At 73.6% G+C, this 11747-nt stretch carries 13 protein-coding genes; 2 read left to right on the forward strand and 11 right to left on the reverse strand.

Going from position 1 to position 11747, the window contains the following annotated elements; translation table 11 throughout:
* Positions 1-97: 97 nt before the first annotated feature.
* The 6 genes from CR162_RS03400 to CR162_RS03425 form a co-directional block, all read right to left on the reverse strand.
* A complete protein-coding gene (locus CR162_RS03400; protein ID WP_099094120.1) occupies positions 98-1726 on the reverse strand; it encodes a CTP synthase in 1629 nt (542 codons plus the stop codon).
* A 175-nt stretch (positions 1727-1901) separates the two neighbouring features.
* Positions 1902-2270, reverse strand: coding sequence for a preprotein translocase subunit SecG (gene secG, locus CR162_RS03405; protein WP_099094121.1), 369 nt, complete (start codon positions 2268-2270; stop codon positions 1902-1904).
* Between the two features lie 86 nt (positions 2271-2356).
* Positions 2357-3559 (reverse strand): histidine kinase dimerization/phosphoacceptor domain -containing protein, encoded by a 1203-nt coding sequence (locus tag CR162_RS03410; protein WP_176559696.1) that lies wholly within the window; start codon positions 3557-3559, stop codon positions 2357-2359.
* A 157-nt stretch (positions 3560-3716) separates the two neighbouring features.
* Complete coding sequence (locus CR162_RS03415; RefSeq protein ID WP_099094123.1) at positions 3717-4229, reverse strand: CinA family protein; 513 nt, start codon at positions 4227-4229, stop codon at positions 3717-3719.
* 2 nt (positions 4230-4231) lie between these two features.
* Complete coding sequence (locus CR162_RS03420) at positions 4232-4771, reverse strand: phosphatidylglycerophosphatase A family protein (protein ID WP_099094124.1); 540 nt, start codon at positions 4769-4771, stop codon at positions 4232-4234.
* Positions 4771-6819 (reverse strand): lytic transglycosylase domain-containing protein, encoded by a 2049-nt coding sequence (locus CR162_RS03425; protein ID WP_099094125.1) that lies wholly within the window; start codon positions 6817-6819, stop codon positions 4771-4773. The genes CR162_RS03420 and CR162_RS03425 overlap by 1 nt, the downstream gene beginning before the upstream one ends.
* Positions 6820-7006: 187 nt before the next feature.
* Between CR162_RS03425 and dapA the strand changes: the two genes are divergently transcribed.
* Together dapA and smpB are read left to right on the forward strand one after the other, a co-directional pair.
* The gene (gene dapA / locus CR162_RS03430) at positions 7007-7885 is read left to right on the forward strand and encodes a 4-hydroxy-tetrahydrodipicolinate synthase (protein WP_099094126.1); all 879 of its coding nucleotides are present in this window, start codon (positions 7007-7009) and stop codon (positions 7883-7885) included.
* Between the two features lie 109 nt (positions 7886-7994).
* Positions 7995-8480: an SsrA-binding protein SmpB gene (gene smpB / locus CR162_RS03435; RefSeq protein WP_099094127.1), complete on the forward strand. Its 486-nt coding sequence runs from the start codon at positions 7995-7997 to the stop codon at positions 8478-8480.
* 11 nt (positions 8481-8491) lie between these two features.
* Here the strand turns inward: smpB and CR162_RS03440 are convergent, their stop codons facing one another.
* From CR162_RS03440 to CR162_RS03460, 5 genes are all read right to left on the reverse strand, one after another.
* Positions 8492-8719, reverse strand: coding sequence for a ribbon-helix-helix domain-containing protein (locus tag CR162_RS03440; protein ID WP_099094128.1), 228 nt, complete (start codon positions 8717-8719; stop codon positions 8492-8494).
* Positions 8720-8757: 38 nt separating this feature from the next.
* A complete protein-coding gene (locus CR162_RS03445; RefSeq protein WP_099094129.1) occupies positions 8758-10182 on the reverse strand; it encodes a class II fumarate hydratase in 1425 nt (474 codons plus the stop codon).
* Between the two features lie 97 nt (positions 10183-10279).
* A complete protein-coding gene (locus tag CR162_RS03450; protein WP_099094130.1) occupies positions 10280-10651 on the reverse strand; it encodes a hypothetical protein in 372 nt (123 codons plus the stop codon).
* A 124-nt stretch (positions 10652-10775) separates the two neighbouring features.
* Positions 10776-11180, reverse strand: coding sequence for a VOC family protein (locus tag CR162_RS03455; protein ID WP_099094131.1), 405 nt, complete (start codon positions 11178-11180; stop codon positions 10776-10778).
* Between the two features lie 2 nt (positions 11181-11182).
* Complete coding sequence (locus CR162_RS03460; protein ID WP_099094132.1) at positions 11183-11602, reverse strand: RidA family protein; 420 nt, start codon at positions 11600-11602, stop codon at positions 11183-11185.
* Positions 11603-11747 lie beyond the last annotated feature (145 nt).

Consider the following 11747-nt stretch of genomic DNA (forward strand, 5'->3'; position numbering starts at 1 on the left):
TTGGCCGGCGCCCACGTTTCCGTATCGGGCGCCGGATCGGGCGCCGGTCATGGGCACCGCCGCGCCGCGCGGGGCGGCACGGCGGCCAGGTGCCGCCTCAGACGAGGCGCGCCTGCTTCACCGCCGCGCCGACGAAGCCCGCGAAGAGCGGATGCGGCTGGAAGGGCTTCGACTTCAGCTCCGGGTGGTACTGCACGCCGATGAACCAGGGATGGTCCGGATACTCGACGATCTCGGGCAGCAGGCCGTCCGGCGACAGGCCGGAGAAGCGCAGCCCCGCCTCCTCCAGCCGCTCGCGGTAGCCGATGTTCACCTCGTAGCGGTGGCGGTGGCGCTCCTCGATCTGCGCCTGGCCATAGACCTTGCGCACCAGCGACCCCTCGGCCAGCGCCGCCGGGTAGGCGCCGAGGCGCATGGTGCCGCCCAGGTCGCCCTCGGCGTGGCGCTTCTCCCGCTCATTGCCGCGCAGCCACTCGGTGAGCAGGCCGACCACCGGCTCCTCGCTCGGGCCGAACTCGGTGGAGGAGGCCTTCTCCAGCCCGACCAGGTTCCGCGCCGCCTCGATCACCGCCATCTGCATGCCGAAGCAGATGCCGAGAAAGGGGATCTTGCGCTCGCGGGCGAAGCGCACCGCCTCGATCTTGCCTTCCGCGCCACGCTCGCCGAAGCCGCCGGGGACGAGGATGCCATGCACGCCGGACAGCCGCTCGACGGCGTTCGGCGTCTCGAAGATCTGGCTGTCCACCCAGTCCAGCTTCACCTTCACGCCGTGCTGGATGCCGCCATGCGCCAGCGCCTCGGCCAGCGACTTGTAGGCGTCGAGCAGGGTGATGTACTTGCCCACCACCGCGATCTTCACCTCGCCCTCCGGGTTCTCCAGCCGGTGGACGATGCGCTGCCAGTTGGACAGGTCCGGCTCGCCGTAGATGGACAGGCCGAAATGCCGCAGCACCTCGCGGTCCAGCCCTTCCTGGTGGTACTGCAGCGGCACGGCGTAGATCGAGCTGGCGTCGAGCGCCGGGATCACGCTCTCGGGGCGCACGTTGCAGAACAGCGCGATCTTGCGGCGCTCGTTCTCCGGGATCGGCCGGTCGCAGCGGCAGAGCAGGATCTGCGGCTGGATGCCGAGGCCGAGCAGCTCCTTCACGGAATGCTGCGTCGGCTTGGTCTTCAGCTCGCCGGCGGAGGGGATGTAGGGCACCAGCGTCAGGTGCATGAACAGGCTGCGCTGCGGGCCCAGCTCGTTGTGCAGCTGGCGCAGCGCCTCCAGGAAGGGCAGGCTCTCGATGTCGCCCACCGTGCCGCCCACCTCGACCAGCACGAAGTCGAGCCCGTCCGTGTCCGCCTTGGCGGCGTCCTTGATGGCGTCGGTGATGTGGGGGATCACCTGCACGGTGCCGCCCAGATAGTCGCCGCGCCGCTCCTTGGCGATCACCTCGGCGTAGATGCGCCCCGAGGTGAAGCTGTCCCCCTTGGTCGCGTGCACGCCGGTGAAGCGCTCATAGTGGCCGAGGTCGAGATCGGCCTCGGCGCCATCGTCGGTGACGAAGACCTCGCCATGCTGATACGGGCTCATCGTGCCCGGATCGACGTTGAGGTAGGGGTCGAGCTTGCGAATGCGGACCTTGTAGCCCCGCGCCTGCAGGAGCGCGCCGAGGCTTGCCGCCGCGATGCCCTTGCCGAGAGAGGAAACCACGCCGCCGGTGATGAATACGAACCGCGTCATGGGCGACCTTTCTAACGCGCCGCGCGGCCGCCGGGAACCCGGTGGCACGGCAAGGCTGATGTTTCCAAAGTGCAGGGGTCCGGCCGGACCCGGGGGTGGCGGCGCCGCCGAAGCGGGGCCTCCATTAAAACGGTTCGGGCGCCTGGGGGTGACCCCGGCGCCCGATTCGCGATCCTCAGTTGGTGGGCACCGAGGCCGGTGGCGGTGCCGCCGGCTGGGCCGGGGCGGCCGTTCCCGGGGCGGCGCCGGGCTGGAGCGGCTGCTCGCCCGTGGCCGCGGGCGGCGGCGGCGCATCCAGGATCGAGCCGCGCTGGGCCTCGCCGCGGCCCAGCAGCGCCATGGCGAGCGCCAGCACCATGAACAGCGTGGCGAGGACGCCGGTGGTGCGGGTCAGCAGGTTGGCGGTGCCGCGGCCGCTCATGAACGACCCCATGCCCTGCGAGGAGCCGATGCCGAGCCCGCCGCCCTCGCTGCGCTGCAGCAGGACGACGCCGATCAGCGCGAGGGTCACGAACAGGTGCAGGACGAGCAGGACGGTCATCATGGCGGTGCGCTCTTAGCCGCGTTCCGCGAACGGCGCCAGCGGCAAGGTGGCCGGCGCGCGCCCTTTCGGCGCGGAATCATGGAAGCCTAGTCCAGCAGCGTGGCGGGATCGGGGATGTCGAGACGGAAGGCGGGGCCGTTCCAGCGCGGCTCGCCGCCCAGCTTCTGGCTCAACGCCAGGATCAGGCGCATCCCCAGCCCGTCGCTTTCCGCCGGGTCGAAGCCCGGCGGCAGGCCCACCCCCTCATCCTCCACCTCCAGCCGCAGGCCGCCCGTGGCGGGGTCGCGCAGGCACCGGACGCGGACGGCGCCGGCGCCGTGCTTGGCGGCGTTGCTCACCACCTCGGTGACGACGAGGCCGATGGTGATGGCGTGGTCGGCCAAGCATTCGGGCGCATCGGCCAGCACCTGGAGGGCGCGGCCGGAGTCGCCGAGCCCGGTGGAGCGGTCGAGGTCGCCGCACAGGCCGCGGAGGTAGCTGCCCAGTTCCACCGTGCCGATGCGATCCGCCCGGTAGAGCCTGTCATGCACCAGAGCAATGGTGGAAACGCGCTGCGTCGCCTCCTCCAGCGCCTCCCGCGTGCCGTCGGGGGAAAGGCGGGCCTGCAGCGAGAGCAGGGATCGCGTGACCGTCAGGCTGTTCCGCACCCGGTGGTCCACCTCCCGCAGCAGCAGCTCCTTCTCGCGCAGCAGCCCGTCGCGCGTGGCCCGCGCCTCCTCCGCCTCGCGGGCATGGTCGGCGGAAAGGGCGGCGAGCCGCGCCAGCTCGCGCTCCCGCCGCTCGCGGTCCACCGCCAGGGCCAGCGTGTGGGCCAGGGCTTCCAGGAAGGTCGCGTCAGGCGCGGTGAAGGCGCCACCCTCCTGGCTGTCCACCTCCAGGACGCCGAACGGCCCGGCCGCGCCGCGGATCACCACGCTCACGGCGCTGCGGAGGGCGTGCGCGGCCATCAGGGGCGGCGCGCGGAACCGGCGCTCGCCCGCCAGGTCGTTGGAGATGACGGGCTCGCCGCTGGCGAAGGCAAGCCCCGCCGGGCTTTCCGGCCCGCCGCCGATGCGCGCGGCGCCGACGCTGCCCTCGCGCCAGCCAATGCCGGCGCGCAGCAGGAAGGCGCCCTCCTGCGGCTGGTATTCCAGCACCTTGCCGAAGGGGGCCCCCGTTCCGCTGGCCGCCAGCCGCGCCGCCATCTCCAGCAGCGCCTGCAACGTCCCGCCCCGCAGGGCGGCGAGGCCGAGCTCCGCGATCAGCGCCTGCTGGCGCAGGCGTATGGTCAATTCCTGAGTCGAATCCATGAAGTCACCTGCCCGGGCCATGGGGCGCGCGGCGGCGTGCCCGCACGCCGCGCCAGTCCGGCGGCTGCGTCATAAAGGCCGGAAGCGCGGCGGTGAATTCCCGATGCCGCGAGGGCGGCACCCCGTCCGCCCGGCGCGCCGCGCGGGGGAGGCGCCGTCAAGCGGGCGGCGCGGCCGCATCCGCCCGGGCCTGCCGCCCCACCATCTCGAGGGCCATGGCCACGCTGGCCGCGCGCACCGCGTCCCGGTCGCCCGGAAAGACGCAGCGCCGGTGGAGGGTGCCGCCGCCGCGCCGGCTCGCCGCCAGATGCACCAGCCCCACCGGCTTGCCGGGCGTGGCCCCGCCCGGGCCTGCGATTCCGGTGAGCGAAACGGCGAGGTCGGCGCCCGAATCGCGCAGCGCGCCCTCCGCCATGGCGCGCGCCACCGGCTCGGAAACGGCGCCATGCGCCGCCAGCATCTCCTGCGGCACGCCCAGCATCCGCGCCTTGGCGCCGTTGGAATAGGTGACGTAGCCCGCGAGCAGCGTGGCGGATGAGCCCGGCACGGCCGTCAGCACGGCGGAAACCAGCCCGCCGGTGCAGCTCTCGGCGGTGGCGAGCGTCAGGCCACGGGCCTGGAGTTCCTCCAGCAGCAGGGCGGCCCGGGCGCGGATGGCGTCGTCGAGCATGGTCAGAACCCCATCTCCGGCAGGCCGAGGGCGGGGGCCCAGAACGGGCTCGCCGCGCGCAGCGCCAGGATCAGCGCGGCGGCCATGGCGCCGGCGATGAGGTCGTCCAGCATCACGCCCGTGCTGCCCTTCTGGCGGTCCGCCCAGCCCACCGGGCCGGGCTTGGTGATGTCGAACAGGCGGAACAGCAGGAAGGCCAGGATCAGCCCCGGCGCGCCGGCCGCCGCCGGCAGAGCGGCGAGGGCGAGGCACTGGCCGGCGCCCTCATCCACCACCACCCAGCCGGGATCGGCCTTGGCGGCGGGCAGCCGCTCCAGCGCCCACCAGCCGAGCAGCGAGAGCAGGGCGGCGAGGGCGAGGCAGCCCTCCGGCCCCAGCAGCGCCGCCGGCAGCACCAGGGCGGAGCCCCAGCTTCCCGGCGCCGGGCGCAGATGGCCGATGCCGCCCATGCTGGCCACCAGCCGCGGCAGCAGCGCGCCTCCGGCCAGGGCGGGGAGGGGGGCGGGGGCGGGGGCGGGCAGGGGCGTGGCGGATTCGGGCATCAGCGCGCCACCCCCACCGGCAACCAGGGCTTCAGCGGATGGTCGAGCGCGCCCTCGCCGGCCAGGGCGCGGTAGATGACGGCGTTCTCCACCACGCGCTGGGCGTAGTTGCGGGTCTCGGAGAAGGGGATCTGCTCGATCCAGTCGATCATGTCGGCGCCGCCGGCCTGTCCGGGCAGGCGCGGGTCGCCATAGGTGAGGAGCCATTCATCCACCCGGCGCGGCCCGGCATTGTAGGCCGCCGCCGCCATGGCGAGGTTACCGAAGCGGGCGAGCTGGTCGGCCAGGTATTGCGCGCCGAGCTGCATGTTGTGCTCGGGCTGGGTGGTCAGCCAGCTCGCCTGGTGCGCCACGCCGAGCTGCCGCGCCACGCCGCTGGCGGTGGCGGGCAGCAGCTGCATCAGCCCGCGCGCATTGGCCGGGGATACGGCGGCTGGGTCGAAATTGCTTTCCTGCCGCGTCACGGCATAGACGAAGGCGGGCTCCACCGCGGCCCCGGAAGGCAGGGCGTAGGGCGCGGGCCAGCCCTCGGGCAGCAGCATCACCCCGTCCGCGCCGGCGCGGCGCGCCACCCACACCGCGTGGTCCGGGCGGCCGATGCTGTTGGCCAGCCGCGCCGTCAGCACCCGCTCGGCGGCGTCCGGCGCCGTTTCCTCCAGCCGCAGCAGGAAGGCGCGGGTGCGGTCGGTGTCGCCGAGATCGGCGAGCGTCAGCACCGCCTGGGCCAGCTCCTTGCCGAGAAACGCCTCGGCGGCGCCGGGGGCGGGCTGCGGCGCGCGGGTGGCGGCGATGCGCGCGGCGAGCTGCGGCGCGCTCTCGCCCAGCGCCAGGGCGCCGAGCTGCCCGTAGAAGGCGGCGGGCAGGCCGGCGGCGGCGGCGTAGTGGCCGCGCGCCGCCTCGGCCTGGCCCTGCGCCGCGGCCGCGCGGCCCCGCCAGTAATGCGCCCGCGCATTGGTGATGACGCTTTCGCTGCCCCGCCCCAGCACGGCGAAGTGGCGCGCGGCGCGCGCCGGGTCCTCCAGCCGCCGGAGCGCGATGAAGCCGGCCAGGAACTCCGCATCGTGCAGCCCCTCGCCCTCGCTCTGGCCATGCGCGGCGGCGACGCGGTAGGCGGCCGGCACGTCGCCCAGCCGCAGCAGCTTGCGCGCGAGCACCTGCCGCTCTGTCCAGATGGTGCGGGCCGCCAGGGGGGACAGGTCGTTCTGCAAGGGCTCGGCGCGCTGCCACACGGCGGCGGCCTCGCGGTCGCGCTCCTGGCGGCGCAGGTAGCGGGCCAGCTCCAGCGAAAGGCCGAGATCCCCGGCGGCGTGGGCGGCGGCGCCGGCCTCGGCGCCCGGCTGCTCCGCGGCCATGGCCAGGCGCAGCTCGGCGGAAAGGCGGGTCTCGGGTGGCAACAGGGGCAGCATGCGCGCGGCGGCGGCACCCTGTCGGGTCCAGCCCAGGCGCTCATAGCGGGCCTGGTGGTCGGCCGGCGTCAGCACGGTGCCGAAGGCGGCCAGGAAGCCGGGCTCGGCCCCCGGGTCGGCCGGGGCGTCGCGCCAGCCTTCCCGCAGGGCGCGCTGGGCGGCCGCGGCGTCGCCCCGGCGCTGCAGGGCCTCGGCATATTGCCGCACCGCCACCAGCCCGCGCGGCGGGACATGGGCGAAGAGGCGCAGGACCAGCGCGTCGTCGGCCAGCACGGGCAGGCTTTCCTCGCCGCGCAACGTCAGGCTCTGCCGGAGGGGCCAGGCCGGGTTGGCGGCGGTGAAGTCGGCGATCTCCTGCGCCGTGGCCAGCCCGCGCACCTGCAGCCGCAGCCAGGCGAAGATCTTCGCCGCCAGCGGGTCCGCGCCCTGGCTGGCGATGCTCTCGGCCTCGCTCCAGCGGCCGGCCTGGGCGGCCACCATGGCGGCGCGGCCGGTGGCGCGGGCGCCTTCCGGGGCCCAGGGCTGCGCCCGGGCCGGCGCCCCGAGGCCGCAAGCGAGAAGGGCCACGGCCAGCAACGGGGCGGCGGGCAGGCGGTGGCGCGGGACGGTGCGGAGGGCGGGGCGGCGCGGCGCGGGGAACATGGCGGCGCAGCCTAGCCGATCGGCCCCGCCTTGTCCCGCCTGGCCGAAGGGCAACCATGCGCGCGCGCCGCTTGTGTGGCGCCCTCGCCGCGCCTAGCTTCCGGCCTCTGCCTCGATGGCGGGCGGCATGACCTGCCGCTTCCCGCCGCGCTCGCCTCGCCACCCCGGGAAGGAAAGTTTTCGTCCGATGTTCAAGGGATCCCTCGTCGCGCTGATCACGCCGATGACCGAGGCCGGCGCCGTGGACGAGAAAGCCTTCCAGGAATTCGTGGACTGGCAGGTGGTCGAGGGCACCGCCGGCCTGATCCCCGTCGGCACCACCGGCGAGAGCCCGACCCTGTCGCATGACGAGCACCGCCGCGTGGTGGAGCTCTGCGTCGAGGCGGCGGGCGGGCGGGTGCCGGTGATCGCCGGCGCCGGCAGCAACAGCACGGCCGAGGCCATCGCGCTGACCCGCCACGCCAAGGAGGCGGGGGCGGACGCGGCGCTGGTGGTGACGCCCTACTACAACAAGCCGACGCAGGAGGGGCTGTACCTGCACTTCACCGCCATCGCCGATGCGGTTGACCTGCCGATCATCATCTACAACATCCCGCCCCGCAGCGTGATCGACATGTCGGTCGAAACCATGGCGCGGCTGGCGAAGCACCCCAACATCGTGGGCGTGAAGGACGCGACGGCGAACCTGACCCGCCCGCTGCACACGCGCCTGGCCTGCGGCACCGATTTCTGCCAGCTCTCGGGCGAGGACCACACGGCGCTCGCCTTCCGCGCCGCCGGCGGCGTGGGCTGCATCAGCGTGACGGCCAATGTGGCGCCGCGGCTCTGCGCCGAGATGCACGCCGCCTGGGAGGCGGGGCGGATCGGGGAGGCGATGGCCATCCAGGACCGGCTGACCCCCCTGCACGACGCGATGTTCTGCGAGACCTCGCCCGGCCCGGTGAAGTATGCCGCCAGCCTGCTGGCCAAGTCCTCGGCCTTCTGCCGCCTGCCCATGGCGCCCGTGGCCGAGGGCACCCGCGCCCGCGTGAAGGCCGCCATGGTGAGCGCCGGGCTGCTGAACTGACGGCCCGGCCGGACCGGAGCCGCCGCCGCGCTGAAACCGGGGCGGGAAGGACGCCGTTCCTCCCCACCCCAGCATCCCCGCCACGGGCGGGGGCGAGACTGAGAGAACAATGGCCGAGCCCCGCAAGAAATCGCTGATCTCCCACGGCACCGCCGCGCAGAACCGCAAGGCGCGCTTCGACTACAAGATCGGCGACACCTACGAGGCCGGGCTGGTGCTGCTGGGGCCGGAGGTGAAGTCGCTGCGCGCCGGCCGCGCCGCCATCGCCGAGGCCTGGGCGGGCGAGCGGGATGGCGAGCTGTGGCTGTTCAACAGCTACATCCCCGAATGGCAGGCGGGCAGCTTCGTCTCGCATTTCGAGCCGCGCCGGCCGCGCAAGCTGCTGCTGAAGAAGAAGCAGGTGGAGAGCCTGCTGGGCGCCGTGGCGCGCGAGGGTGTCACGCTGGTGCCGCTCGAGATCCTGTTCAACGACCGCGGCATCGCCAAGGTCGTCCTCGGCCTGGGCGAGGGCAAGAACAAGGCCGACAAGCGCCACGCCATCGCCGCCCGCGACTGGCAGCGCGACAAGGCGCGGCTGATGCGCGAGAAGGGCTGAGGAACCCCGCCTCAGCCAGCCTGGCGGCGGCCGAGCAGCGCCGCCACCCGCAAGGCGCTGGCCAGCGGTAGCTCTGGGTCCTCCCGCGCCGCGTCGAGCCGCTGCACCAGCGCCGAGAGGGCGAGCCCCTCGGCCGCCGCCATCGTCTCCAGCGCATTCCAGAAGGCGGGCTCCAGCGCCACGCTGGTGCGGTGGCCGGCCAGGGTGAAGGACCGCTTCTGGAGATAGGCGCCGGTCATCGGAGGCCGGTCATCGGAGGCCGGTCATCGGAGGCCGGTCACCCGGCACCGGCCAGGGTGGCGCCGGGGCTGACCATCTGCTCGGGCTTCACCCATTCGTCGAAATCCGCAGGGCTGACATAGCCGAGCCGGTCGGCGGCATCCCGCAGCGTCAGGTTCTCGGCCAGCGCCTTCTTGCCGATCTGGACGGCCTTGTCATAGCCGATGCGCGGGTTCAGCACCGTCACCAGCATCAGCGACTTGGCCAGGTTCTCGGCGATGCGGTCGCGGTTCGGCTCCAGCTTGTCCACCATGTTATGCGCGAAGCTCTCGGCGGCATCGGCCAGCAGCGCCACGGATTGCAGCGTGGCGTTGATGATGACGGGCTTGAAGACGTTCAGCTCCAGGTGCCCCTGCGCGCCCGCCACGGTGATGGCGGTGTGGTTGCCCATCACCTGCGCCGCCACCATGGTCAGCGCCTCGGACTGCGTCGGGTTGGTCTTGCCCGGCATGATGGAGGAGGACAGCCCGTCCGCCGGGATCAGCAGCTCGGAAAAGCCGGAGCGCGGGCCGCTGCCGAGCAGGCGGATGTCGTTGCCGATCTTGGTGAGTGACACGGCCAGGGTGTTCAGCGCCCCGGAAAGCTCCACAAAGGAATCCTCCGCCCCCATGCCCTCGAACTTGTTCGGGTTGGGCTGGAAGTCGAGCCCCGTCAGCGCGCGCACCCGCTCGCAGAAGGCGGTGTCGAAATCCCTGTGGCGGTTGAGGCCGGTGCCGACGGCGGTGCCGCCCTGCGGCAGCAGGCGCAGCCGGGGCAGGGTGGCGCGCAGCCGGTCCTGGCCATGCGCCACCTGCGCGGCCCAGGCGGCGAATTCCTGGCCCAGCGTCACCGGCACCGCGTCCATCAGGTGGGTGCGCCCCACCTTCACGATGCCGCCCCATTCCTCCGCCCGCTTCTCCAGCGCGGCGCGCAGCACCTCCAGCGCCGGGATCAGCCGGTGCTCCACCGCCTCGGTGGCGGCGATGTGCATCATGGTGGGGAAGCTGTCGTTGGAGGACTGGCCACGGTTGACGTGATCGTTCGGATGCACGGGCTTCCGGCTGCCGAGCGGCTGGCCCAGCATCTCGTTGGCGCGGTTCGAGATGACCTCGTTGGCGTTCATGTTGGTCTGGGTGCCGGAGCCGGTCTGCCAGACGGGAAGCGGGAAGTCGGCGTCCCGCTCGCCGGCGGCGATCTCGGCGGCGGCGGCGATGACCGGGTCGGCGATCTCGGGCGGCAGCTCGCCCAGGGCCTTGTTGGCCTCGGCGGCGGCCTGCTTCTGCAGTCCCACGGCGCGGATCAGGATGCGCGGGAAGCGCTCCGTGCCGATCCGGAACAGGCGGCGGGCCCGCTCCGTCTGCGGGCCCCAGTAGCGGCCTGCCTCGATCTCGATGGTGCCGAGGCTGTCCGTCTCGGTGCGGGTTTCGGTCGGTGTCCCGGACATGGCGCCCCCTTTCCTGCTGTGCGGCTCAGGTGGGGAGCGACGGAGGGGCCGGGTAGGTTGCCGCGCCACCGAATCCGGCCCGCCCGGCAAGCATGGCTCACCAGCCGTGGTGGCGGCGCGGCGGCGGGGCGTAATAGGCCACCGGCGGCGGCTCGTAATAGACCACGGGCGGAGGCGGGGGCGGCGGGACGTAGTAGGCCACCGGGGGCGGGGCATAATAGGCCACGGGCGGCGGGGGCACCGGATAGGCGGGCGGCGGCGCGTAATAGGCGGGGGGCGGCGGCGCCTGGGCGGCCAGGGCGCCGCCCACCAGCGCGCCCACGGCCAGGCCGCCGATGATGCCGGCCGCCACCGCGCCGCCATGGCCGCCGCGGTGGCGGTGCCAGTCCCCCGCATGGGCGCCGGGGCTGGCGAGGCCGGTGGCCGCCAGAACAGCGCCGGCCATGAACAAGGAGCGGAACGGGGTCATTCGGGTCGCCCTCCTGGGCATTGCGTGCCCAGTGTAGCGCGGATTCGCGCCGGAATGTGGCGGCCCGGAGGTGCTATGGTGGCGCGCCGGGCATGCGCCCGGCGCGGCCTCGCGGGGCTGGCGCTCAGGCGCGGGCGCCGTAGGTGGCCAGCTCGATCAGGTTGCCGTCCGGGTCGCGGCAATAGACGGAGGTGATGGAGCCGAGGGCGCCGGCCTTGGCCACCGGGCCCAGCTCCACCGTCACGCCGCATTCGTGCAGGTGCGCCACCACGTCCTGCGCCGTCACGGCGACGACGAAGCAGAGATCCTGGCCGCCGGGGGCGGCGGCGGGGCCGGTGAACCATTCCTCCTGCGTCGCCGTTTCGGGCCGCAGGTTGATCTTCTGACCGCCGAACTTCAGCGCCGTGCGCCGCCGCTCGCCGAAGGCCTCGCGGTCCATGCCCAGCACGCGCTGGTACCAGGAGGCCGTGATCTCCACATCCCGGCAGGTGATCACCAGGTGATCCAGCCGGTCCACCGCGAAACGCATGCTCAGCTTCCTCCCTCGCCGCGTACGGGCTCATGCGGCGCCGGCCGCAGCCGGGCCGTCACCTCGATCTCGATGCGCATGGCATCCGTCTGCAGCCCCGCATGCAGCATGGTGGAGGCCGGGCGGGCGGTCCCCAGCCACTTCCGGGTGACGGGCCAGCAGAGCGGCCAGTCCTCCCGCCGCGGCACAATGAAGGTGACGCGCACCACGTCGTCCATGGTGGCGCCCGCCTGCTCCAGCGCGGCGGCGATGTTGCGGAAGGTCTGCTCGCACTGCTCCACCACGCCCTCGGCGATGGTCATGGTGGAATAGTCGTAGCCGGTGGTGCCGGAGACATAGATGGTGTCCCCCGCCACCACGGCGCGCGAATAGCCGATCTCGTCCTCGAACCGGCTGCCCGAGGAGATCAGGCGACGTTCCATGCGGTGCTCCTCAGCCCGCGGCGGCGGGCAGGCTTGCGCCCGGCGGTGTCGCTCCGCCCGGGCCGGAAAACGCGCCAGCCCGCCGGCGGGGCGTGGGCTGCCGGCGCCCCGCCGCCAAGGAGGCGGAGCGCCGGCATGGCCGTTC

The organism is Teichococcus rhizosphaerae (assembly GCF_002631185.1).
Classification (GTDB): Bacteria; Pseudomonadota; Alphaproteobacteria; order Acetobacterales; family Acetobacteraceae; genus Pseudoroseomonas; species Pseudoroseomonas rhizosphaerae.